This window comes from Candidatus Limnocylindrales bacterium, assembly GCA_035571835.1.
In the GTDB taxonomy this organism is placed as follows: Bacteria; Desulfobacterota; Binatia; order UBA1149; family CAITLU01; genus DATNBU01.
This window is the reverse complement of record DATNBU010000029.1, coordinates 192,981-215,930: the sequence shown is the minus strand read 5'-3', so window position 1 is coordinate 215,930 and position 22,950 is coordinate 192,981. Positions and strand designations below refer to the sequence as shown.

21 protein-coding genes are annotated in these 22,950 nt (G+C 66.4%); 16 read left to right on the top strand and 5 right to left on the bottom strand.

The window, feature by feature from the left end; translation table 11 throughout:
• Positions 1-62: 62 nt before the first annotated feature.
• A complete protein-coding gene (locus tag VN634_13375; GenBank protein HXC51873.1) occupies positions 63-1,280 on the top strand; it encodes an MFS transporter in 1,218 nt (405 codons plus the stop codon).
• Positions 1,281-1,310: 30 nt separating this feature from the next.
• Here the strand turns inward: VN634_13375 and VN634_13370 are convergent, their stop codons facing one another.
• Positions 1,311-1,823, bottom strand: coding sequence for a VOC family protein (locus tag VN634_13370; protein ID HXC51872.1), 513 nt, complete (start codon positions 1,821-1,823; stop codon positions 1,311-1,313).
• 4 nt (positions 1,824-1,827) lie between these two features.
• Positions 1,828-3,249 carry an HAD-IB family hydrolase gene (locus tag VN634_13365; protein HXC51871.1) on the bottom strand — a complete coding sequence of 474 codons (1,422 nt, stop codon included), beginning with the start codon at positions 3,247-3,249 and terminating at the stop codon, positions 1,828-1,830.
• A 92-nt stretch (positions 3,250-3,341) separates the two neighbouring features.
• Between VN634_13365 and VN634_13360 the strand changes: the two genes are divergently transcribed.
• Positions 3,342-5,942 (top strand): glycerol-3-phosphate 1-O-acyltransferase, encoded by a 2,601-nt coding sequence (locus tag VN634_13360; protein HXC51870.1) that lies wholly within the window; start codon positions 3,342-3,344, stop codon positions 5,940-5,942.
• 28 nt (positions 5,943-5,970) lie between these two features.
• Positions 5,971-7,425: a wax ester/triacylglycerol synthase family O-acyltransferase gene (locus VN634_13355; GenBank protein HXC51869.1), complete on the top strand. Its 1,455-nt coding sequence runs from the start codon at positions 5,971-5,973 to the stop codon at positions 7,423-7,425.
• Positions 7,426-7,485: 60 nt separating this feature from the next.
• Here the strand turns inward: VN634_13355 and VN634_13350 are convergent, their stop codons facing one another.
• Entirely contained in the window at positions 7,486-8,463 is a 978-nt protein-coding gene (locus tag VN634_13350; GenBank protein ID HXC51868.1) for a Rieske 2Fe-2S domain-containing protein, read from the bottom strand.
• Between the two features lie 8 nt (positions 8,464-8,471).
• Complete coding sequence (locus tag VN634_13345; protein HXC51867.1) at positions 8,472-9,098, bottom strand: TetR family transcriptional regulator; 627 nt, start codon at positions 9,096-9,098, stop codon at positions 8,472-8,474.
• A 193-nt stretch (positions 9,099-9,291) separates the two neighbouring features.
• Here VN634_13345 and VN634_13340 point away from each other — a divergent pair, with 193 nt between their 5' ends.
• The 4 genes from VN634_13340 (at position 9,292) to VN634_13325 (ending at position 13,355) form a co-directional block, all read left to right on the top strand.
• Positions 9,292-9,744 (top strand): PaaI family thioesterase, encoded by a 453-nt coding sequence (locus tag VN634_13340; GenBank protein HXC51866.1) that lies wholly within the window; start codon positions 9,292-9,294, stop codon positions 9,742-9,744.
• 4 nt (positions 9,745-9,748) lie between these two features.
• A complete protein-coding gene (locus VN634_13335; GenBank protein ID HXC51865.1) occupies positions 9,749-10,852 on the top strand; it encodes a hypothetical protein in 1,104 nt (367 codons plus the stop codon).
• A 153-nt stretch (positions 10,853-11,005) separates the two neighbouring features.
• Positions 11,006-12,874, top strand: a complete 1,869-nt coding sequence (locus tag VN634_13330; GenBank protein HXC51864.1) for an SPOR domain-containing protein — start codon at positions 11,006-11,008, stop codon at positions 12,872-12,874.
• Between the two features lie 232 nt (positions 12,875-13,106).
• Positions 13,107-13,355, top strand: a complete 249-nt coding sequence (locus VN634_13325) for a hypothetical protein (GenBank protein ID HXC51863.1) — start codon at positions 13,107-13,109, stop codon at positions 13,353-13,355.
• 72 nt (positions 13,356-13,427) lie between these two features.
• Here VN634_13325 and VN634_13320 read toward each other — a convergent pair whose 3' ends face one another.
• Positions 13,428-14,315, bottom strand: coding sequence for a polyprenyl synthetase family protein (locus tag VN634_13320; GenBank protein HXC51862.1), 888 nt, complete (start codon positions 14,313-14,315; stop codon positions 13,428-13,430).
• A gap of 278 nt (positions 14,316-14,593) precedes the next feature.
• Between VN634_13320 and VN634_13315 the strand changes: the two genes are divergently transcribed.
• The 9 genes from VN634_13315 to yajC are packed head-to-tail and all read left to right on the top strand — an operon-like array spanning position 14,594 to position 22,931.
• Positions 14,594-14,929, top strand: a complete 336-nt coding sequence (locus tag VN634_13315; protein HXC51861.1) for a YfhL family 4Fe-4S dicluster ferredoxin — start codon at positions 14,594-14,596, stop codon at positions 14,927-14,929.
• Positions 14,930-14,953: 24 nt separating this feature from the next.
• Positions 14,954-15,994, top strand: a complete 1,041-nt coding sequence (locus VN634_13310; protein HXC51860.1) for a lysylphosphatidylglycerol synthase transmembrane domain-containing protein — start codon at positions 14,954-14,956, stop codon at positions 15,992-15,994.
• A 40-nt stretch (positions 15,995-16,034) separates the two neighbouring features.
• Entirely contained in the window at positions 16,035-17,237 is a 1,203-nt protein-coding gene (gene coaBC, locus VN634_13305; GenBank protein HXC51859.1) for a bifunctional phosphopantothenoylcysteine decarboxylase/phosphopantothenate--cysteine ligase CoaBC, read from the top strand.
• A 42-nt stretch (positions 17,238-17,279) separates the two neighbouring features.
• The gene (locus VN634_13300; protein HXC51858.1) at positions 17,280-18,158 is read left to right on the top strand and encodes a uracil-DNA glycosylase; all 879 of its coding nucleotides are present in this window, start codon (positions 17,280-17,282) and stop codon (positions 18,156-18,158) included.
• Positions 18,155-19,633, top strand: coding sequence for a nodulation protein NfeD (locus tag VN634_13295; GenBank protein ID HXC51857.1), 1,479 nt, complete (start codon positions 18,155-18,157; stop codon positions 19,631-19,633). The genes VN634_13300 and VN634_13295 overlap by 4 nt, the downstream gene beginning before the upstream one ends.
• Positions 19,630-20,445, top strand: coding sequence for a slipin family protein (locus VN634_13290; protein ID HXC51856.1), 816 nt, complete (start codon positions 19,630-19,632; stop codon positions 20,443-20,445). The genes VN634_13295 and VN634_13290 overlap by 4 nt, the downstream gene beginning before the upstream one ends.
• Positions 20,442-21,506: a tRNA preQ1(34) S-adenosylmethionine ribosyltransferase-isomerase QueA gene (gene queA, locus VN634_13285; protein ID HXC51855.1), complete on the top strand. Its 1,065-nt coding sequence runs from the start codon at positions 20,442-20,444 to the stop codon at positions 21,504-21,506. Before VN634_13290 ends, queA begins: the two co-directional genes overlap by 4 nt.
• Positions 21,503-22,627, top strand: a complete 1,125-nt coding sequence (tgt, locus tag VN634_13280; GenBank protein HXC51854.1) for a tRNA guanosine(34) transglycosylase Tgt — start codon at positions 21,503-21,505, stop codon at positions 22,625-22,627. Before queA ends, tgt begins: the two co-directional genes overlap by 4 nt.
• Positions 22,620-22,931 carry a preprotein translocase subunit YajC gene (gene yajC, locus VN634_13275; protein ID HXC51853.1) on the top strand — a complete coding sequence of 104 codons (312 nt, stop codon included), beginning with the start codon at positions 22,620-22,622 and terminating at the stop codon, positions 22,929-22,931. The genes tgt and yajC overlap by 8 nt, the downstream gene beginning before the upstream one ends.
• Positions 22,932-22,950: the final 19 nt, after the last annotated feature.

Below are 22,950 nucleotides of genomic sequence, written 5' to 3'. Positions count from 1 at the left end.
TCTTTCCGGTCCGGCCTCGGCGATGCCGAAGCGCATAGCTGCGTTTCGTCCGGAGAGAGACGATGCGAGAGAGTACGGTTCTGACGACAATTTCCCCCGGTATCGCCGCAGAGCTGGCTCCGCGCACGCTGCTGTGGACGCCCGCTTTCGTGCGCCTGCTCGTCGCCGGCTCCGCGTACGGCTTCTCGTTCTCGAGCTTTCACCTGATGCCGAAATATCTCGCCGTCGAGTTCGGCGCGACGCCTTCGCAGATCGGCTGGGCAGCCGGCGTGTTCGGGATTTCCTCGGTGATCACCAGTGTTGCCGTCGGCGCGTGCATCGACCGCGTCTCGCGGCGGCGCATGTTCGCGGCGTCGGCGTTCCTGCTGGCCGCAACGTCGATCGGATTCGCGCTCGCGAATTCGCTCGGGCCGATGGTCTATGTGCTGCGCATCCTCCAGGGCGTCGCATTCACGATGCAGATGGCGTCGTTCTCGACGCTGGTCTGCGAGCTCGCGCCCGCGGAGAGGCTCGGCGAGGCCGTGGGGCTGGCCGGCAGCAGCATGCTGATCATGAATGCGATCGCACCGGCGATCGACGAACCGCTCGCGCGCGCCGCCGGCTGGTCTGCGGCGTTCACGCTGGCGGCGCTGGCTGCTCTGATCTCGGCCGCGCTCGTGCTCGAGACCACGTCGAAGCGGCGCGTGGTGCGCTCGGCCGGCGGCTCGTTGCTCGCCGTCGTGAGGCGCAGCACGACGAAGGCTTACGCGAGCGTCACGTTCCTGACCGCGATCGCGTTCGCATCGATGTTCACGTTTCTGCAGCCGGCCGCGCTCGCCGCGGGCTACCGCGACGTCGGATCGTTCTTCGTCGCGTACGCGGCAGCGGCGTGTACGGTGCGCCTGTTCGCCGGCTGGGTTCCGGATCGCTACGGAAGGCGGCGCGTTGCCGTGGCCGCGCTCGTTCCGTACGTGCTGATCGTCGCGTACGTGGCGTGTTTCGGGCCGACATCGCTGGTCGCGATCGGCGCGGTCTTCGGCTTCGCGCACGGGGTGCTGTTCCCGGCTCTCAATGCGCTGGCGATCGAGCACACGGTCACCGCCGAACGCGGGCGGCTGATGACCGTCTTCGCCGGCACGTTCAATCTCGGCGCATGGGGCGGGGCGGCCGCGCTCGGACCGGTTGCCGAAGCGGCGGGATTTTCGGCGGTGTTCGCGATCGGAGCGGTGTCGGCGACTGCTGCGTTCGTCGTGCTCGCGCGCACGACCGGGTTCGCGCTGCCGGCGGACGAGCCGGCGTAGACGCGCAGACAGAGCGGCTGGGCGAAACCCCTAAGGCTTTGCCCAGCCGCCGTGCGTGCGGTTCCACTCTTCGACCATCGAAGCCGCCTGGCTGGCGTCGCCGGCGCCGAGAGGCCGCGTCTGGAACGTGATCTCGAGCAGCAGCCCGTTCGGATCCGGAAAATAGATCGACTTCCAGATGCCGCCGTGGTCGATGACCTTGCTGACGTCGACGCCGCTCTCGCGAAGGCGCTTCTGCCAGCCGAGCATCTCGTCTTCGGCGTCCACGCCGAATGCGATGTGGCGCGTGAACGCCGGTGCACGGTCCTTGTTCGGGTCCGGGCGGAATCCCGGAATCTCGAAGAACGCGATGCATTCGCCGCTGTCGGTCGCGAAGAACGTATGGATGTGCGGATGCGCTTCGCCGGTGGTCTCGGCCAGGTCCGGGCGCACGGCGCCGACCAGCTTCATGCCGAGCACTTCCGTGTAGAAGCGGCAGGTCGCTGCGGTATCCGCAGTCGGAAATGCGATGTGATTGAAATGACGGGCAGGCTTGAGGCTCATGTCTTCAAACTCCCAGCACGCGGATGAAGTCTTCGCGGATTGCCGCCACGTTCCTGTCGAGATCGGTTTCCAGCCAGTCCGCCGTCGCAACCGGCGGCAGCACGGTGATCTCGACGGTGGCGGGGCGGATCACGACGGCGTGCTTCGGCAGCGCATCGACCGCGTTGTGAATGACGATGGGTACGACCGGAACGCCGCCGGCCATCGCCATGCGGAACGCTCCTTTCTTGAAGACGCCCGGACGCGGGCCGAGACTGCGCGTTCCTTCGGGCGCAATCGCGATCGACAGCCCGCGGCGCAGCGCATCGACGGCCGGCTCGAGCGCCTTGACCGCCTGCGCATGGTTGAAGCGGTCGACGAAGATCGTCCCGGCCATCTCGAAGAGCTGGCCGAGAATGGGAACCCCGCGCAGCTCCTGTTTGCTGATCGCAACGAAATCGCGGCGCAGGAGCTTGCAGACCAGCAGCGGATCGATCCCGCTCTGGTGATTGAAGATGAACACCGCGGGCCTGTTCGACCAGAGGTGCTCTTCGCCGTTGACGGTCACGTGAACGCCGGCAAGGGCGGTGCCGAGCTCGCCCCACATCGTCGCGGCCAGGTTGATCCCTTCGCGAAAATCCCCGTCGAGCAGCGCCGCCGGCAGGCCGAGCAGGAATGACGGCACGAGGCTGCCGATCGACAGCGACGTGCGCAGAAGATCGAGCGCGCTCGGCATGCCGCGGCTGGTGAAGTTTCGCACCGGCCAGATGCGTTTTGCCGCGATCGACTGCAGCCGGCGGCTCGGATTGATCGGCCGTGGCCTGCCGACGATCAGCAGCAGCGGCAGGTCTTCGTCGCTGTCGGTGTAGAACCAGCTTTCGTCGAGATCGATGTTGCGCTCGGACGCGAACTGGATCGCCGCATCGGCCTTGCCCTGTCCGTAACACGCGGGACGGATGATGTTGCCGGTCAGGCGTGCGTTCTTCACCTCGAGCTCGGTACAGAAGATGTGCTCGATGCCGAGCTCGCGCGCGACCGGCACGACCTGCGACCGGGTCGCCGACGAGATGACCGCGAGCGTGTGGCCCTTGGCGCGGTGTGCATCGACGAGCGCGCGCGACTCCGGAAAGATGTTGCCGGCGATGGTGCTGCCGAAGATCCGCTCGCCGATCTCGGCAAACTCTTCTTCGGTAAGGTCGCGGACCATCGCGAGGCTTTCGGAGACGAACGCCGAGAAGTTTTTCTGGCCGAGCTGGAAGGCCGTCGCGGCCGTAGCGGCTGCCGCGACGTCGGCCACGGCGGCGCGGCCGCTCGTAAGCCACTCGCGCACGAAGGCGCTTGCCGAGAAGCCCGCGATCAGCGTGCGGTCGAGATCGAAGAATGCGCCGACGTGCGGGCCGGAGGGTCCCTCGTCAATCTCGCGGGTCAGAATTCCGTGACTGGTCATTCCAAGTGGCCACCGCATCGCGGCGGCCGCGGACCATAGCATACGGGCCGTCGCGTTGCGTTGTCCCCGGCCGCTGCTCTACAAGGACCGCGGTGAGCCTTCCATCGTCCAGCGCCGGAACCGGCCCTGACTCCGGCCGCGCAACTGAGGCCGCAGGCCAGCAGGCCGCATCCACAGCCGGACCGGCCGTATCGGTAAGCGATCAGGCGATTTCCACCGCGGGCCAGTCCGCGATCGAACCGGAGACCGACGCGCCGTGGCCGAAAGGCGACGGCCGAATCGTTTTTCTGCTCGATGCGTGCACCGAGCTCGAGCGAACGATGCTCGAGCGATGGATCGACAGGAACAGGCCGCCGTCCGCTCCGGCGAGCTCGACAGAAGTGGTGCCGATTCCGCCGTCGCGCCGGCGGTCAGCGCGAAAGACCGGCAGCGGTCTCGCGCGGCTCGAGTCGGCAATCGCGGCCGGAGGCGATCCGGTAATGGCTCCGCTTCGCGTGGCGTGGTTCTCGGCCAATCCCGACGGCATGCGGCACCTGAGCACGCTCGACATCCTGACGATGACCGACCCGCGCGATCCGGGGCCGCTTCGCCAGAGATGGACGGCACGCCGCCATCCGACGCGCGCGCGAGTCGTGGCCGGCGAGCCTGCGCGGCTATCCGAGCTTCGCCAGGCATGGCGGGAGCGCGGCGGCCAGGACGAAACCGAAACCACCGGTCTTGCCGAATTCGTTGCGCATCGCGCGGCGCTCGCTCTCGAGCGCACCGAGCGGCGTCTACGCGGCGCGCGCTACAAGGTGCCGCGCCTCGTGCGCGAAGACATCCTGATGCGGCCGTCGTTCCGCGGCGGGATTGCTAGGCTCGCGCGTGAGCTCGGACAACCCGAGCAGAAAGTCGCCGAGGAGGCCGCGCAGTATCTGGGCGAAATTGCGGCGACGCACGATCCGTTCGTCATCGACGTGGTCGCGTGGCTGATCCGCATGCTTTACCGGCGCGGCTACGGCGAGAACATCCACTACGACCGCGAGCGGCTCGAATCGATCTACGCGACCGCGCAGCGCTACCCCGTGGTGTTCCTTCCGACGCACAAGTCGAATCTCGACCATCTCGTGCTCCAGTACGTGCTGCACGAAAACGGTCATCCGCCCAACCACACGGCCGGCGGCATCAACATGAACTTCTTTCCGATCGGTCCGCTGATGCGGCGCGCGGGAGTGTTCTTCATCCGCCGCACGTTCAAGGACAATCCGACCTACAAGTTCGTGCTGCATCACTACGTCGACTACCTGGTCGAGAAGCGCTTCACGCTCGAATGGTATCTCGAAGGCGGCCGCTCGCGTTCGGGCAAGCTCCTGCCTCCGCGCTTCGGAATGCTCGCGTACGTGGTCGATGCGTGGCAGCGCGGCAAGAGCGAGGATGTGGTGCTGCTTCCGGTTTCGATCGCGTACGACCAGATCCAGGATGTCGGCGAATACGTCGCCGAGCAGCGGGGCGCGCGCAAGGAAAGCGAGAGCTTCAGCTGGTTTCTGAAGGTCGTGCGCCGCCTTCGCCGCCGCTACGGCGACATTCACATCCGCTTCGGAGATCCGGTATCGCTGCGCGAGTTCTACAGCGACAACATCGCGCCGCAGCATTCGGCCGGCGATCCGGACGAGAAGAGCCTCGGGCTCCAGAAGCTCGCGTTCGAGCTGTCGGTACGCATCAACCGGGCGACGCCGATCACGCCGACGTCGCTCGTCACGCTGGCGCTGCTCGGCGTCGGCGATCGTTCGCTGACGGTCGAGGAGACTGCTGCGGCGCTGACCAACCTCGTCGCATACGTCGAGCAGCGCAGGCTTCCGACCACCGAGGACGTCGACCTTCGCCGGCCGGAAGAGGTCGAGCGGGTGCTCGACCACCTCGTCGAAAACGGCGTGGTCTCGGTCTTCACCGAAGGACCCGAAGCGGTCTACGCGATCCGCTCCGAGGAGTTCCTTACGGCGGCCTATTATCGCAATACCGTGATCCATTTCTTCGTGACCGGATCGATCGCCGAGGTCGCCGTCGTCGCCGCGATGGAATCCGACTCCGCCGACCGCCTCGAAGTTTTCTGGTCGGAGGCGATCGCGCTGCGCGACCTGCTCAAGTTCGAATTCTTCTTCGCTGACCGGGCGGACTTCCGCGAAGAGCTGCGCCGCGAGATGGAGCTGCACGACCCGGGCTGGGACGACAAGCTTCGCGCCGGGGGCAGCGAGATCGAAAAGCTGCTGCTGTCGATCAAACCGTTCAACTCGCATCGCGTGCTGCGGCCGTTCCTCGAGGCCTATCGGGTCGTCGGCGACCAGCTTGCGCGGCTTCCCGTCGGCGAGGTCGTCGACGAAGCAAAGCTCGTCACGCAGTGCCTCGCGCTCGGCAAGCAGTACCAGCTGCAGCGGCGAGTCACGCGCGCCGAATCGGTCTCCAAGGTGCTGTTCCAGAATACGCTGCGGCTTGCGGCCAACCGCCGCCTGCTCGCGGGCGGAGCCGGTGGGGCCGGTGCAGAAGGAGAGGAGCTCGCGGCGCGCCGGCAGGAATTCTCGCAGGAGATCCAGCGCGCGCTCCGGCGCGTGGAAGCGATCGGAGTGCTCGCGGCCGGGCGGCGCACAGGACTTCTCGGACGCGCGCAGCAGGACGCCGCAGACTCCGCGACGGCTTCGGCCGCTGCAAAGTCACGATGAGCACGCCCTCAGGCAACAGGATGCTTCCATGAGCAGCTTCGCATACGAGCCGCTGTCGGCATCGGACAATACGTTTCTCGAGCTCGAAAACGGCGGCGCGCACATGCACATCGCCGCGACGTCGGTGTTCGACGCCGGCTCGCTCGGGACCGACAGCGGCGGCATCGACATCGAGAAGATCCGCGCCTACGTCGAATCGCGCCTGCATCTGATCCCGCGTTATCGCCAGCGCCTCGCATACGTACCGTTCGGGCGGCTTCCGGTCTGGGTCGACGACGATCACTTCAATCTCGCGTACCATGTTCGCCACACGAGCCTTCCGCGGCCGGGATCGATCGAGCAGCTCAAGCTGCTGGCCGGCCGCATCCAGTCGCAGCGCATCGATCGCGCCAAGCCGCTATGGGAATTCTGGGTCGTCGAAGGCCTCGAGGACGGCAACCAGTTCGCGGTCATCCAGAAGACCCATCACTGCATGATCGACGGGATGTCGGGCGTCGACCTGATGGCCGTGCTGCTCAGTCCGTTTGCCTCGCCGACGTTCGACGAAGGGCCGAGGTTCGTGCCGAGGCCGCCGCCGACGGCGCCGGCTCTGGCGCTTGCCGAAGCGTGGCGCGGCGTTCGTCAGCCGGTCGACGCGCTGGTGTCGCTGTCGTCGCGCATCGGAGATCCGGTCGGCGTCATCCGCGACGTGTTCGACGGCGTCGAAGGGATTGCCGAGACGCTGTCATCGACTGCGCGCCCCGCGTCGAACACGCCATGGAACGCGGAAATCGGACCGCACCGGCGCTTCGACTGGCTGCGCCTCGACCTTGCCGAGATCAAGTCGGTCAAGAACGTGCTCGGTGGGACCGTCAACGACGTCGTGCTCGCGACCGTTGCCGGAGCGGTGCGCCGCTTCCTACTCCAGCGCGGAATCGATCCCGACGAGCTGCGCATTCGCGCGAACGTACCGGTCAGCGTGCGCAGCGCCGACGAGAAGGGCAGTCTCGGCAACCGCATCGCGCTGTGGATGACCGATCTGCCGGTCGATGAAGACGACGCCGTCGCGCGTCTCGAGCGCGTGCGCATCACGACGCATCGGCTGAAGGAATCCAAGCAGGCGCTCGGCGCCCAGGTGCTCGCGAGCGTCAGCGACATGACGACGTGGCGGCTGCTCGCGATCGCCATTCGCCTGTCGATGCGCTCGCGTCCGTTCAACCTCGTGGTCACGAACGTGCCGGGTCCGCAGGTCGACCTGTTCCTGCTCGATGCGCGCCTGCGCGAGATCTATCCGATGGTCAACCTGCTGCCGAACCAGGGCCTCGGCGTCGCGCTGTTCAGCTACGCCGGAATCCTGCACTGGGGAATCCTGGCGGACTGGGACCTTGTGCCGGACCTCGATGTCTTCGTCGCCGACCTCGAGCGATCGTTTGGCGAGCTGCGTGCGGCGGCCAGCCTGATGCGCACCGACGTGGCGTCCGGCGAAACCGCACGGCCGGTGTAATCGCGTTACGAAATCGGGGACAGACACCGATTTCGGGAAATCGGTGTCTGTCCCCGATTTCTATGCGGCTGCGGCGGTTTCGCCGTAGAACTGCTTGCACCAGGAACGGAACACGCCGATCGGGCCGTCTCCGTCGCACAGAACCGGACGATCGAGGAATGCCTTGTTCTCCCAGATCGGGATGTCTTCGCGCATCTGCTTTTCGATGTCGGCGATCAGCGCCTTGCCGACGCCGCGTGTGACCCGCTCGTCGCCGAGACTCTTGACGCTGAACGAGAAACGCACGTCGACGTACTCGCCGTCGATCGGCGTCACCGAAGTCAGCAGCGACGTCTCGACGATGCCGCGAAAGCTGACCTGGCCGAATCCGAAACCCCACGACTTCGATTCGATGATGCCGTCGATTTCACCGGCCGGCGTTCCCATCTTCATCTGCGAGAACACGTGCAGGCACGGGCCGTCGGTCTTCGCTTCGCTCTGCGGCACCGAGAGCGTGCCGTGCACATAGCGGAAGTGCGCCTGGTCGACCGAGTTCTCGGCCATGTCCTGGTTGTGCGTGCGGATCTTCCAGCGGCGTTTGACGAACGGCGTCCAGCCTTCGAGCCCGTACTGCGGAACTTCGGGAACTTCCCATTCCGGCGCTTTGCCGCCGGCGTGGTGCCACAGCATGACCATGCCGTTGCGCTCGACCACCGGGTGCGCGCGCAGCCTTGCGGAAGGCGGAATGCGCTTGCCGTACGGGATTTCCACGCATTTGCCGCTGCCGTCGTATTTCCATCCGTGGAACGGGCAGCGGATCGTGTCGCCTTCGACCTTGCCGCCGTAACCGAGGTGCGCGCCGAGATGCGGACAGAACGCGTCGAACACGCGCGCAACCCCGTCGGTTCCGCGCAGCAGCACGTAATCCTGTCCGAAGTAATGCAGCGGTTCGGCGACTCCGGGCGCGAGCTCGTCGCTGTAGGCGACCTGGAACCAGCCGTTCGGGAAGGGTGTCATCGGGTAGCGGTCAGTCGTCGTCGACATCGATTCGGTCTCCATGAAACGGATCATTTTCCGTTGTGACTGTTTTTCGTCGCACGCAGGAGCAGCGCCGTTGCGGTGCTCATGCGCTCGATCACTTCGTTCTGTCCCATGAGGCCCCCGGCCCAACCGATCAGGCACGAGAACCAGACGTGCTGCAGCACCGCCGCGATATCGAGCTCGTCCTGCGTTGCCGACGGCGCGATGACCGGCTGGCCACCGCCGTTCGTTACCGGCGCAGCGGCAAGAGGCGCGCCGTGCATCGCGGAAAGAATCATCGCGCTCATGCGCGAATGGAACGCGGCGACTTTCTCGGCAAGCTCGTGGTCGCCCGAGGCGGCGGCGCGCAGGATCGCGCGCGCCAGGCGCGGCCGCCGCATCAGGCCTCTGGTTGCTGCGCGAAAGAATGCATCGACGCGCTCGAGCGGTGAGCCGCCGGGCATCGGCCGGGCATGGATGCGCGCTTCGAGCGACTCGACCTCCGAGCTCAGCGCCGCGATCAGCATGTCTTCCTTGCTGCGGAAGTAGCGATAGAGCGTGCCGAGCGCGACGTCGGCTTCGGCCGCGACGTCGCGCAGCCGCACGGCCTCGAAGCCGCCCTTCTCGGCGAGCTCGATGGCGGTGTCGACAATGCGGCGTGCACGCGGGTTCATGGCCAAATTAGAACAGGTTCCACCACCCCAAGCCAGCCGCCCGCGGACCCGGCGGCGCCGCCTGCAGACGTTGAGATTTCGGCCGGTATCCAGCTCGTCGGCCGTGCGGTCCGGGCGCTCCGCCGCAGCGGGCTCCGGGATCTGCAGAAATCAAAGTTTGACTGCCCGACGCGACGGGCCGAGAAGCGCGGTCGTGGGAGACGATCGCGGGACCACCAACGGAAACGGAAACGGCTGTTTCGGCTGCAGCCTCGACAACGAGCGCGGCCTCGGCCTGGTCTTCGAGCGCGGCGAAGGGATGGTCGAAGCGCAGACGTCGCTCGGGCATGCGTTCGCGGGCTATGACGGGCTCGTGCACGGCGGCATCGTCTCGACGCTTCTCGACGAGGCGATGGGCTGGGCCATCCTCGAGCTCGCCGGTCGCTTCGCCGTCACGCGATCGCTGACGGTCGATTTTCGCCGTCCGGTCTTCGTCGACAAGCCGCTCAGGATCCAGGCGCGGATTGCCGGCGAAGAGAGCGATGGTGCGCTCCGCGTCGAAGCCGGGGTCACCGACGCGCGCGGACGATTGCTCGCAAGCGCGATCGGAATCTGGGTGCCTGTTCGCGCGAGCCGCGTGCGCCCGGGCAAGCCGGCAAGCAGGTAGGAGCTTGGGCAGGAGCTCACAGGGACGCGACGTCGCGCTGTTCCTCGGCGAGAGCACCGTCGTCGATCCTCTGGTGCATGCGCTCGTCGGCGAGCGCATGGGCGCGTCCTCGCAATCGCTCGACTTCGAGATCTTTCGTTTTGGTGAACGACCCATCGCCGAAATCGAAGCGGCGCTTCGCCAGGTCGGGATGTTCTCGCCGCAACGTGCGATCTGGCTGCGTGGCTTCGCCGAAGCAAAGCGAAAGGCGGCGACGGATTCCGAAGACGGCGACGACGAAGACCTCGAGGAAGCAGGGGAAGGTGCAGGCGGCGCAGCAGCGCTGCTGGCGCTCCTCGAAGCCGGAATCCCGGGCGGAACGCTGCTGGTCGTCTCCGCCGGCGCGCTCGACGCTCGCGGCCGGCTATACAAATGGTTCGCAAAGAACGCCGACGTCGTCGATCGCCGCATCCAGATCGAGCAGCGCGGCAAGCTCAAGGAAGAAGGCCTGCGGCGTGCGATTGCCGCGCGGCTCGAAGATCTCGGTGTGCGCAAGGTCGGCGCCGGCGTGGTCGAAGAGATCGTCAAGCGAAGCGGAAACGTTCTCGGCGAGACGCTGCAGGAAGTGGATCGCCTCGTGCTCTCGCAATCGGATCCTGCGCGTCTCGAGGCGAGAGACGTCCAGTCGGGAATGCGCGATCTTGCGCTCGGCTGGGTTTTCGACTTCACGAGCTCGCTCGAAAAGCGTGACCTCGCCTCCGCTGAAAATCTGATCGCGCGCCTGCTTGCCGACGGCGAGCCGCCGCTGCGGCTAAGCGCGTTGCTCGCGTCGCACGTCGCAAAACTGGTCGACGCATGGCCTCTCGTCGACACTCTTCCGCGCGGATGGCTGCGCATGTCGGGAGCCGAGTTCCTTGCCGGACCTGGTGCGGGTCTTCCGGACTCGATGCGCGGTTGGCCAGGATACTTCCGGCTGCGTGCGGCCGCCGACTTCGGCGAGGATGCGCTGCGACGCCTGCACGGGGAAGTCCGGCGCCTCGATGCCGCGCTCAAAAGCTCGCCGGTCTCGCCTGTGTTGCTGTTCTCCCGACTTCTCCAGAGCGCCTGTATCCGGAATCCGGCGGGCTGACGCGGCCGCGCTCTCGAAAAACGAGGCCGGAGACCAATCGGCGGCGATTTCGTTGCACGCCGGGCTTCGTATGCTACCTTTGTCTTTCGCGCGCTCGTGACCGGGCCGCGTGACTCGGCCCACGAGGGTCGCAGAAGTGGTGGAGGTGTGGTGGTGGAGACGGGTCCTTTCGGTCTGCTTCGAAATCCTTTTCAGCGTTCTGCCGAGCTCGATGACGGCTGCCTGCCGAATGCGATGGCTGCGGTGCTGTCCGAGCTTCAATCGGGACTGAGTGCACCGCGCGGCGTCGGCGTGCTCGTCGGCGAGCGCGGCGCCGGCAAATCGCTGGCTGCGGCTTCGTTCGCGCGAAGGCTCGGCGCGGTCGCGCGTGTCGCGCTTCTCGTTCAGCCGACTTCGTCGGTGTCGGCGATCGCTCGCGATGCGCTCATGCAGATCGATCCGTCGGACTTCGACTTCGCGATCGACGAAGACTGGGTGCGCGCGCTGCACGCGAATGCCGAGCGTCGTGGCCGCGCCGGCAGCACCACGGCGATCGTCATCGACGATGCGCATCGCCTGTCGCCGCAGACTCTTTCGGATCTCGTCAAGCTGTTTGGCGAGGAGGATCCGCTTCGACTTCACATTTTCCTGTTCGGCCGCCCGCGACTTCTCGAACACATCGAAGCCGGCGGCGACGATGCGCTCGGCGCACACCTGCTGCAGATCTGCCGCCTCGAGACGCTGACCGTGCGCGAGAGCGTGCGTTATCTGGAACGCCGCATCGCGATCTGTGGCGGCGAGCTCGCAGCTCTTTTCACCGACGACGCGATCGATGAGATCGTGCGCAGGTCCGAAGGTCGCCTGATGGCCCTCGAGGAAGTTGCCGGCGGAGCGCTGCGCCGCGCCGCAAAAAGAGGCTCGAAGCGCATCGTTGCGGAAGATGTGATGGCGGTGATGCCGAGAGCAATCGCCGAGGAGGATCGATCCATGGCCAACCGTCAGCAGCCGATCAATTTCCGGATTTCCGACGATGTTCGTGCCGATGCTTCCGAAGCCGTCGACGAATGGACCGACGACGAAGACGAAGAGACCGTCGAGTGGGGCGAAGTCGGCGATCAGGACGAAGACGCCGACGAGCTGTGGCAGACCGAGGCCGAAGCAGAGGACGACGAGTTGCCCGAAGCGTCCGCGCTGTCGTGGGATACGGCTCCGCATCGTCTCGGGCAAGACCGCGCGCTGGACGACGATGCGAGCTACGAAGCGATCTTCGCCGGGCGTGCCGCTGCAGGCGCGCGGGCTGCGAAGCAGAAGCCGGCCGCACGAAAACAGATGGCGGGCAGGGCCGTGCTGAGCCTTGCGGCGTGTCTCGGGCTTGTCTGGGCCGCCAACCATCTTCCTTCGCCGGCATCCGAATCGCGTCATGGCCGTGACGCCAAGCTGTTCGCCGAGCCGCTGTCTACGAAACCCGAACAGATCCTGCGTCTCGCGTCGACGATCGAGGAAGCCGACGCCGATGCCCAGGTCGTCGCATGGCGCCAGCAGCCGCCGCCGGCACCGGCCGCAGTCACAGCGAAGGCCGCGAGCGCCGCGGCACCCGTGGCCGAGTCGCATGCGACCGTTGCTGACTACGGGCGCGACGCGACTGCGCAGGCTGCGACAGGACCTCAGCTCGATCCGGCGCGCGCAGCGAGTCGCGCCGTTGATGCGAAGGAAAAGTCGGCAGGCGCGTCCGCGAAAGACGCGGGCAAGACCGTCGCCACTGCTTCCGCGCCGAAGCAGCTTCCTGCAGTAGCCAGTGCGAAGACCGCAACCGCGAAAGCGACGCCCGCGGTCTTTACGGTCCAGCTCGGAGCGTTCAAGACGCGCAGCAATGCCGAGGAGATGGTGACCAAGCTTCGCGGCAAGCCCACCCGGATCCTTCAAGAAGGAGGCCTCTATCGCGTGATGAGCGGCTCGTTTGCGAACCGGCACGAGGCGACGGCCCACGAGGCGGCCCTCAAGCGCGCGGGGTACACGACGTTCATTCGGACGGCGTCGTTCTGAAAGCGTCCGAGGAACCGCGCCTGCGCGTTTTTGAACGAACGTGCACGGCTGCGTGCGGTTCAGGGTTCGCGTATCCCATGCTGCCGTCCGATGCGGACGACTTCACGCGCAGGAACTCCTTTGGATTCAAGGCATTCGACGGCTGAACGTGCCGTTGATGCCGGCCGGCCGCTGGTGGCCTGAGCCTTGCTCCGTATTGCCCCGTCGCCGCAAGGCGCAAAGGGGCAACGGAATGATCATCGACGAAAAGAGCCTTCTCGACCTGGCCGTCCACCTTCGCCACGCATCGGACGATCTGCTGACCGCAGCGCAGCGCCTGTCGAAGCTTTGTGATCCGAGCTGCGCAGTCGGCGACGATCGCAGGGAGCTGGTCTCCACGCTCGACGCGCTGGTTTCGATGAACCGCGAATTCACCGGCGCCGAGCGCCTGATCCGTGCCATCTGGGACGCCAACCGTCCGTCTCCGGCACGACTGAACTGAGCTCGCGCCGGCGCGCACATCGCTGCGAAGCCGGCTCCGCCGGGGCGGGTCCATCCTCTTCGAAGACAGAGATCAGAGGTCGCGCGAGACGAGGTTCTCGATCAGCGTTCGGATCCCGTCGCGGCACTCGGAAGCGGGGAGTGAATCGACGACCTTGACCGCCGACTTCGCGTGCTCGACGGCGAGCTCGCGAACGCGCTCGAGGATTCCCGAGCCCCGGATCTCGCCGATCGCAGCAGCGATCACGCCGGCGTCGACGTTCTCTTCCAGGAATGCTTTTCGGACCGACGGCATGCCGAGGCCCCAGACGATCGGAAGCGACGGGTTTCCGTCGACGAGATCGGTGCCGATGCGCTTGCCGATGCGGCTCTCGTCTCCCTCGATGTCGAGCACGTCGTCGATCATCTGGAACGCAATGCCGATCTCGCGCCCGCATCCGTACATCTCTTCGACGCGCGCCGGCGAGAACCCGGCGAGGTGTCCGGCGATGCGCGTGCCCACCGCAAACAGCGAAGCGGTCTTGCGCGCGATGATCTCGAGATAGTCCTCGAACGTGACCGACGGGTTTCGCCGGAAGCGACCCTGCATGATCTCGCCTTCGGTCAGCTCGACGCACGCGTCCGCGGCCCAGTTGACGACGCTCTCTTCGAAGCGCCCGCACACCTGGAATGCGCGCGAGAAAAGGAAGTCGCCGGTCACCAGCGTATCGGCGATCCCGAAGCGCTTCGGCGCCGCATCCTTCCCGCGGCGAACGTCATTCGAGTCGATGATGTCGTCGTGCAGAAGCGTGGCGGTATGGATGAGCTCGAGCGAGACCGAAAGGTCGATCATGTCGGTCGGATCGGTGCCGCCGCACGCCCGGAAGAGCAGCAGCGCCACGGCCGGGCGCACTCGCTTGCCTCCGGCATTGATCAGGTAATCGGCGATTTCGGTGAGGCGGGATTCGCGCGCCGCGATCATTTCGGCCACACGCTGCTCGACTCGGACCAGGTCCTGATCGATCAGGCGCAGCGGGCCCGAAGAACTGGAGAGGGAACCGCTGATGGAGCCGGCAGCAGAGGCAATCGAAGGCGAGGTCACGGCGCCGGGGCTTGGACCATATGCCCGTCGGAAAGCGAAACGAGAACGCCCATGTCGGCCCTCACGAAGCTTTACTACGTTCGGAGCCCGTGTAACGATCCGCGCACTTTGTTCGCCGACGCCAGCTGCCCGCTGCGTCGTTTCAGGAGAGACGTGGTATGGCCACGATGATCACAGAAGAATGCATCAACTGCGGAGCCTGCGAGCCCGAATGCCCGAACACCGCCATCTACGAGGGCGGCGTTCAGTGGGAGGCGGCCGATGGCTCGATGCACGACGCGATCACGGAGGACATTTACTACATCGTCCCCCAGAAATGCACCGAGTGCGTGGGCTTCTTCGATCAGGAGCAGTGCGCGGCGGTCTGTCCGGTCGACTGCTGCGTGCCGAACCCGCAGATCCCGGAAACCGAGGACGTGCTGCTCGAGCGGGCCAAGGCGCTCCACGCCGACGTCCAGATCCCGGAACCTCCTCCGTCACGCTTCCGCCGCTGAGGCGGAGCCCCGGATCCACGGCCGATGCCAGCCAATGGCCGTAGAGCGCTGCAGTTCGGCGCAGGCCTTGGACTTTCCGGCCTGTTCCTCTGGCTCGCGTTTCGCGGCGAGGACTGGGGCGCGATTCGCGAGCGCCTGGCAGACGCCGACTACCGATACGTCGCACTGATGGTCCCGTTCGGCGCGTACAACCTGTACGCGCGCTGCCAGCGCTGGAAGATTCTCATCGAACGAACCAACCGGCGCAGCGTGCCGATGATGCCGATCTATTCGGCGTCGGCGATCGGCTTCATGGCCAACATGGTTCTTCCGTTTCGCGTCGGCGACATCGCACGACCGCTGCTGGCCGCGCGCGGTGCGGGATTGCCGGTGGCTTCGACGTTCGCCACGTCGGTGGTCGAGCGCGTGCTCGATCTGCTTGCGCTGGCGATCTTCGGGCTCGGCATCGTGATGGCGGCCGACGTGCCGCCGGAGATCCGCAGATCCGCGCAGGCTGCCGCCGTCCTTGCGATCGTCACGTTTGCGGGCGCCATTGGCGTCGTCGTTCGCCGCAAGACCGTTCTTCCGAAGCTCGATCATCTCTGGAGGCGCATTCCGAAGGTCGGTCCGGTGCTGCTGCGCCTCGAGCACGAATTCGTCGACGGAATGGCACCGATCGCCGAGCCGGTGCTTCTCGTGCGCCTGTTCGCATGGTCGATGTGGATCTGGTTTTCGATCGCGATCTCATTCGCGATCGGGTTTCGCGCGACCGGCATCGACATCCCGTTCATCGGCGGCGGGATCACCGTATCGACGATCGTTGCGCTCGCAGTCGCATTCCCGTCGGCGCCGGCGTTCGTCGGCCAGTTCGAGTGGGGCTGCAAGGTCGCGCTCGAGCAGATCCACGGCGTCGACGGCTCGACGGCGATCGGCTATTCGATTCTCGTGCACACGACGCAGTTCTTCACGCAGGTGCTGCTCGGCGTCGTCTTCCTCGCGCGCGAAGGCCTGAGCCTGCGCGACCTCGCCAGTCTCAACGAGGAATCCGCCGAAGCAGCCGAAGCCGATCCGATCCCGGGACCATGACGAGCATGGTGAGCATGGTGAGCAGGATGAGCAGACGAGCATGATGCGCGCGCTCGACGGCAAAAGAGTGCTTCTGTGCATCGGGGGCGGGATCGCCGCCTACAAGTGTCCCGAGCTCGTCCGGCGCCTCGCGGCCGAAGGCGCCGACGTGCAGGTTGCAATGACGCGCGCGGCCCGCGAGTTCGTCTCTCCGCTGGTGCTGCAGACGCTGTCGCACCATCCCGTGGCGCTCGAGCTGCTCGATGCGCGCGAAGACGCGGCGATCGGTCACATCCGCATCGCCGACGAGGCCGACGTCGTGCTGGTCGCGCCGGCGACCGCAAACCTCATCTCGCGCCTCGCGAGCGGAATGGCCGACGACATCGTCGCCGCCGCGCTGCTGGTTGCGCGTTGTCCCGTCGTCGTCGCGCCGTCGATGAACACCAACATGCTCGGTCATCCTGCGGTGGCGAGGAATCTCGCGATGCTCGCGTCGTTCGGCTACCGGATCGTCGAGAGCGACAGCGGCGAGCTCGCGTGCGGCTACGAAGGCGCCGGGCGGCTTCCGGATGCCGAGGCACTGGTCGCCGAGGTTCGCGCCGCGCTGTCGCCGAAGGATTTTTCCGGCAAGCGGATCCTGGTCTCCGCGGGACCCACGCGCGAAGCGCTCGATCCGGTGCGCTACCTCACCAATCGCTCGAGCGGCCGCATGGGCTACGCGGTTGCGGCCGCGGCGTGGCGCCGCGGCGCCGATGTTACGCTGGTTTCCGGTCCGACTTCGCTTGCGACTCCGCGCGGAGTCACGCGCGTCGACGTGACGAGCGCGAAGGAAATGTACGACGCGATGCTCGCCCATGCACCGGACAGCAATGCCGTCGTCATGGTTGCGGCGGTCGCCGACTACCGGCCGAGGGAAGCTGCGCCCGAGAAGATCAAGAAACAGAACGGCAGGCCGGCAACGCTCGAGCTTGCCGAGAACGACGACATCCTTGCGGCGCTCGGCCGCCTTCCCGGCAAACGCATCGTCGTCGGTTTTGCCGCCGAAACCCAGAACATGGTCGAGAACGCGCGCGCCAAGCTCGAGCGCAAGCGCGTACACCTGATCGTCGGAAACGACGTGACCCGGACGGGCGCGGGTTTCGAGACCGAAACCAATGCGGCCGTGCTCGTCGATGCGGGGGGACAGATCGACACCGGGCTCGTCAGCAAGGACCGGCTCGCCGACATGATCCTCGACCGCGTCGCGACGCTTCCGCTCGCCTGATCGATCGTGCGCCGGCCCGCTCCGGCGTGGTAGTCTTGCCTGATGGACCCTGAGACTTCGAGAAAGATCCGTGCGTGGCTCGAGAGGGAAGTCGCCCTCGGTCTCGAGGTCGTGCCGTCATCGCAGTCTCCGGCGCCGAACCCGCAGCGTTCATCCGCAGGGACGCTCGAGCGGCCATGGACAGGCACGCCGCAGCGTCCGTCGGCATACACGCCGCCGACGGGCGAGCCGCAGGCGCCCGCGGTGCAGCCAGCCGTTTCAGCGGGCATCTCCACTGCCGGCGACGCGCCCGCTGCGTCCGGATCGAAGCTTTCCGAGCTTCTCGTCGAGCCTGCCGTGCGCAGCGCGACGACGCTCGACGAGCTGCGCGCGGCGCTCGGAGAATGCGAGCGCTGCAAACTCTGCCGCGGCCGCACGAACATCGTTTTCGGCGTCGGCGATCCGGCGGCGCGCCTGATGTTCGTCGGCGAAGGCCCGGGCGAAGACGAGGATCGCGCAGGCAAGCCGTTCGTCGGTAAAGCCGGCGGACTGCTCGACGACATCATCACCAAGGGCATGGGGCTTCGCCGCGACGACGTCTACATCGCGAACGTCGTCAAATGCCGCCCGCCGAACAACCGTAATCCCGAGCCCGACGAGATCGTCGCGTGCGAGCCGTTCCTGCGCCGGCAGATCGAGCTCGTGCGGCCCGAGGTCATCGTCTCGCTCGGCAACTTCGCGACGCAGGCGCTGCTCGGAGACCGCACGCCGATCTCGCGCCGGCGCGGACGCTGGCATGAAGTGGGCGGCGTTGCGCTGATGCCGACGTTTCATCCCGCCTACCTGCTGCGCAATCCGTCCGACAAGCGCCTTGTCTGGGATGACATCAAGCTGGTGATGGCCCGTCTCGGGCTCGCGCTGCCGCAGCGAGGACAGCCGTGAAGTCCGCCCGGCCGCTGCTGCGTGCAGTGCTGGCCGGCGCGGTGCTCACTGCGGCAAGCGTACCGGTCGATTGTCACGCTGCGGACCAGAAGCCGGCCGGAGCGATTCCGGCCGCGCACGCGGCGGCTGACGCGAATACTTCTCAGCCAGGCGCAGCGACTGCTTCTCAGCCGCCCGGTGCGAACGTTCCTCAGCCGGTCAACGCTGCGCCGCAGAGCATCCGCCGCGCTACGGTGCGCGGAGCAATCACGCCGGCCACGGTCGACTATCTCGAAGGTGCGATCGAAAGCGCGCGCGCCGAAGGCGCCGCAGCGCTGGTCATCGTCCTCGATACGCCCGGCGGTCTTCTCGACTCGACGAAGCTCGTCGTGCAGGACCTGCTCGCGGCGCCGATCCCGGTCCTCGTGTACGTCTCTCCGGGCGGAGCGAGCGCGACGTCGGCCGGCGTGTTCGTGACGATGGCTGCGCACATCGCTGCGATGGCGCCGGGCACATCGATCGGTGCCGCGCATCCGGTCGGCGCCGGAGGCGAAGACATCAAGGGCACGATGGCGAAGAAGGTCGAGAACTTCACGGCCGCTTTCGGATCGGCCATCGCCGATCGTCGCGGGCGCAACGTCGAGTGGGCCGAAAAGGCCGTTCGCGAAAGCGTCACGGCAACCGAGAAAGATGCGGTCGCCAACCGCATCGTCGATTTCGTCGCCGCCGACCTTGCCGAGCTCCTGCACAAGGCGAAAGGGCGCGAAGTCGAGGTTCTGGGCAAGAGGCAGACCCTCGACTTCGAAGGCGCGTTCGATGCCGCCGGCGAGCCGCGTGTCGTCGACATCGCAATGACGCTGCGCCAGCGCGTCGTCGCGTTCGTGAGCGATCCGAACGTCGCGTACCTGCTGATGATCGTCGCGATGCTGTCGATCTACGTCGAGATGTCGCACCCGGGTCTCATTCTTCCCGGCGTCGCCGGTGCGATCTGCCTGCTGCTCGTGCTGCTGGCGGCGCAGATCCTGCCGATCCGCGCGACGGGTGGGCTGCTGATGCTCGTGGGAATGGCGTTCCTGGTCGCCGAGCTGTTCTATCCGAGCTTCGGCTCTCTCGGTGTCGGCGGCATCATCGCCCTCGCGCTCGGGTCGCTGTTCCTGTACACGCCGGAGTCCGGCCTCGAAGTGGACCGCCGGCTGATTTTCGCAGCCGTCGGTTCCCTGGCGGCATTCGTCGCGCTCATCGTGCTGGTGCTGATGACCGATCGCAGGCGGCAGCCGGCGGCCGGCATGGAAGGCATGATCGGCGAGATCGGCACCGCGCTGAGCGATCTCGCACCGACCGGCACGATCAAGGTGCGCGGCGAGATCTGGAACGCGGCGAGCAGTGCGCCGATCACAGCCGGACAGAAAGTGCGCATCGTAAAGCTGCGCGGACTCCAGGCCCAGGTCGTGACCGAAGAGCCGGCAGAGCCGGAGCGGAAGGAACGGACAACATGATCGAAATGAACCGACTGGTCGTCGTCGTCCTGCTGCTGCTTGTTCTCGCGTCGGGCGTCAAGGTCATCCGCGAGTACGAGAGAGCCGTCGTGCTGCGCCTCGGCCGGCTCGTTCCGTATCGCGGGCCGGGCATCATCTTCGTGATCCCCGCCATCGAGAAGATGGTGCGGATCGACATGCGCACGACCACCATCGACGTGCCGGCCCAGGACGTGATCACGCGCGACAACGTGTCGGTCAAGGTCGATGCGGTCCTGTACTTCCGCGTTGTCGAGCCGAGCCGCGCCGTGATCGAAGTGGAAAACTACCTGTACGCGACGTCCTTGCTCGCGCAGACCACACTGCGGAGCGTCTGCGGACAGGGCGAGCTCGACCACCTGTTGTCGGATCGCGACAAGATCAACACCCAGATCCAGGCGATCCTCGACGAACAGACCGAGCCGTGGGGCATCAAGGTCGTTGCGATCGAGGTCAAGCAGATCGATCTTCCGCAGGAGATGCAGCGTGCGATGGCCCGGCAGGCGGAAGCCGAACGCGACCGGCGTGCGAAGATCATCAACGCCGAAGGCGAGTTCCAGGCGTCGGGGAGACTGGCCGAGGCGGCCGCGATCATGGGAGAGCATCCGATCGCGATCCAGCTGCGGTTCCTTCAGGCACTCGTCGAGATCGCGTCCGAGCAGCACTCGACGCTCGTTCTGCCTATTCCGGTCGACCTGCTCACGCCGTTCATCGACCTTGCGCGCAAGCACGTGGCTGGTGGCAGTGTCACCGCGGCGCCCGTCAACACGACCGGAGGCGACCGCAGCGCGTGAACCGACCCGTTCCGGCCGAGCACGATGGTCCGTTCTGGACCGGCGAGCTCGACTATCGTCTTCCTGAACAGAGCATTGCGCAGGTTCCCGCCGAGCGGCGCGAGGACTCGCGCCTGATGGTGCTCGACCGCACGAGGGAAGGCGCCCTGCATTCGCGCTTCTCGGACATTGCGCGCTTCATTCCGGATGGCGCGCTTCTCGTTGCCAACGATTCGAAAGTGGTTCCGGCGCGTCTTCGCGGCCGCAAACTCGAGACCGGCGGCGTGGTCGAAGCCCTCGTGCTTGCGACGGCTTCGGACAACGTTGCGTCGGCGATGATCCGCGTCGCCAAACCGCTTCGCGAAGGGCAGACCATCGAGCTCGAAGAAGGCGTCACCGCGCGCGTGGTTTCGGCCCCCGAGCACGGCCGCGCGCTGCTCGATTTCTCACCGCGTTCCGTCGCGGAGGTGCTCGAACGCTGCGGCGAGATTCCGCTGCCGCCGTACATCGAGCGATCCGCCGGCCCGACACCGGGCGACATCGAGCGCTATCAGACCGTGTATGCGCGCCGTCCGGGCTCGGTCGCCGCGCCGACCGCCGGGCTGCACTTTACGCCGGAGCTGCTGGCCGGCCTCGAGCGAAGCGGATTCGAGTTCGCGACGATCACGCTTCACGTCGGTCCCGGCACGTTCACGCCGGTTCGCGGCAGCCTTTCCACGCACACGATGGAAGAGGAGCGCTTCGAGATCAGCGAGGATGTTGCGGCTCGCATCGCGTCGGCGCGCGCCGCCGGACGGCCCGTTGTCGCCATCGGAACGACCACGGTACGCGCGCTCGAGAGCGCGGCCAGTCCGAATGGAGACGTAACAGCGGGCGAAGGCACCAGCAGCCTGTTCATCCAGCCCGGCTATCGCTTCCGCATCGTCGACGCGCTCGTCACCAACTTCCATCTTCCGGGATCGACGCTGCTCGCGCTCGTCATGGCGCTCGCCGGACGCGACCGGATTCGACGCGCATACGAAACTGCCGTGGCCGAAGGTTACCGCTTCTACAGCTACGGCGACGCGATGCTGATCCGATGAGCGCGCTTCGCTTCGACATCCTGTCGCGTGCTCGCGGCGGCGGCCGCACCGGCCGCCTCACGCTCGCACACGGCATCGTCGAGACGCCGGCGTTCATGCCGGTCGGCACCTACGGCAGCGTGCGCGGCGTGACGCCTCGCCAGCTCCGCACCGCCGGCACGCAGATGGTGCTGGCGAACGCGTACCATCTCGCGCTCCGGCCGGGTGCCGCAACGGTCGCAGCGCTCGGCGGCATCCAGCGCTTCATGGGATGGAACGGGCCGGTGCTGACCGACAGCGGAGGATTCCAGGTCTTCAGCCTTGCCGACACCTGCAAGGTGGACGAGCAGGGCGCGGTGTTCCGCTCACCGATCGACGGAGCAAAGCTGCGCCTTACGCCGGAGAGCGTCGTCGCGCTGGAAGAAACGCTCGGCGTCGACATCGGCATGGTGTTCGACCTGTGCATCGCGAATCCCGGCGACCGGTCAGCGGCGGCTGCGGCGGCGGGGCGGACGCTGCGCTGGGCCGAACGGGCCCGCGCGGTCACTCGCGACGACTCGCCGACTGCGATTTTCGCCATCCAGCAGGGAGGGCTTTTCGAGGACCTCCGGCGCGAGAATTCCGAAGGCCTGGTCGCCCTCGACTTTCCGGGCTATGCGGTCGGCGGCCTGTCCGTGGGCGAGGAAAGGGCGGAGACGATGCGCACGGCCGAGTTCTCGGTCCGGATGCTGCCGGATGCCAAGCCCCGCTACATGATGGGTATGGGCACCCCCCTCGATCTCGTGGACCTGTGCGGATGGGGCTACGACCTGTTCGACTGCGTTCTTCCGACGCGCAACGGGCGCAATGGGAGCATATTCACGGCCGACGGAACCATCTCCATTCGCAACGCCTGCCACAGGGCCAGCGACCTGCCGCTGGAGGAGGGCTGCGAGTGTGAAGCTTGTATAGACTTTTCGCGCGGTTATCTTCATCATCTCGCGAAACGCGGCGAGATGCTCGCAGCCATTCTAGCGAGCGTGCACAACGTAAGTTTCTACCAACGATTGATGAGGGACATTCGCACGGCGCTCGCGTCGGACGCGTACGAGGGCTTCCGGACGAGGTTCCGCGCCCGTTACGAAGGAGAACTTGATGGATAGCACCTGGGACGCGATGGCTCAGCAACTCGCTCCGCTGGTGCTGATCATGGGCGTTTTCTATTTTCTGCTCATTCGGCCCCAGCAGCAGAAGGCGAAGGAGCACGACGATCTCGTCAAAGGGCTCAAGCGCGGCGAGATGGTTGTTACGTCGAGCGGCCTGTTCGGACGGATTACGGAAGTGAAGGACCAGGAAGTGATGCTCGAGATCGCCCCGAACGTTCGCGTTCGTTACGACCGGACCAAGATTGCCGGCGTCGTCAAAGCGGGCGGAACCGGCAGCAAAGCCGATCAGGCTGGATCGTAACACCGCCGATCAGGCGGGA

Bases quoted from the DNA above. Each gene is read 5' to 3' on its own strand.
- VN634_13375 (HXC51873.1), top strand. From the start codon at position 63: ATGCGAGAGAGTACGGTTCTGACGACAATTTCCCCCGGTATCGCCGCA.
- VN634_13370 (HXC51872.1), bottom strand. From the start codon at position 1,823: ATGAGCCTCAAGCCTGCCCGTCATTTCAATCACATCGCATTTCCGACT.
- VN634_13365 (HXC51871.1), bottom strand. From the start codon at position 3,249: ATGACCAGTCACGGAATTCTGACCCGCGAGATTGACGAGGGACCCTCC.
- VN634_13355 (HXC51869.1), top strand. From the start codon at position 5,971: ATGAGCAGCTTCGCATACGAGCCGCTGTCGGCATCGGACAATACGTTT.
- VN634_13350 (HXC51868.1), bottom strand. From the start codon at position 8,463: ATGGAGACCGAATCGATGTCGACGACGACTGACCGCTACCCGATGACA.
- VN634_13345 (HXC51867.1), bottom strand. From the start codon at position 9,098: ATGAACCCGCGTGCACGCCGCATTGTCGACACCGCCATCGAGCTCGCC.
- VN634_13325 (HXC51863.1), top strand. From the start codon at position 13,107: ATGATCATCGACGAAAAGAGCCTTCTCGACCTGGCCGTCCACCTTCGC.
- VN634_13320 (HXC51862.1), bottom strand. From the start codon at position 14,315: ATGATCGCGGCGCGCGAATCCCGCCTCACCGAAATCGCCGATTACCTG.
- VN634_13315 (HXC51861.1), top strand. From the start codon at position 14,594: ATGGCCACGATGATCACAGAAGAATGCATCAACTGCGGAGCCTGCGAG.
- VN634_13310 (HXC51860.1), top strand. From the start codon at position 14,954: ATGCCAGCCAATGGCCGTAGAGCGCTGCAGTTCGGCGCAGGCCTTGGA.
- coaBC (HXC51859.1), top strand. From the start codon at position 16,035: ATGATGCGCGCGCTCGACGGCAAAAGAGTGCTTCTGTGCATCGGGGGC.
- VN634_13300 (HXC51858.1), top strand. From the start codon at position 17,280: ATGGACCCTGAGACTTCGAGAAAGATCCGTGCGTGGCTCGAGAGGGAA.
- VN634_13290 (HXC51856.1), top strand. From the start codon at position 19,630: ATGATCGAAATGAACCGACTGGTCGTCGTCGTCCTGCTGCTGCTTGTT.
- tgt (HXC51854.1), top strand. From the start codon at position 21,503: ATGAGCGCGCTTCGCTTCGACATCCTGTCGCGTGCTCGCGGCGGCGGC.
- yajC (HXC51853.1), top strand. From the start codon at position 22,620: ATGGATAGCACCTGGGACGCGATGGCTCAGCAACTCGCTCCGCTGGTG.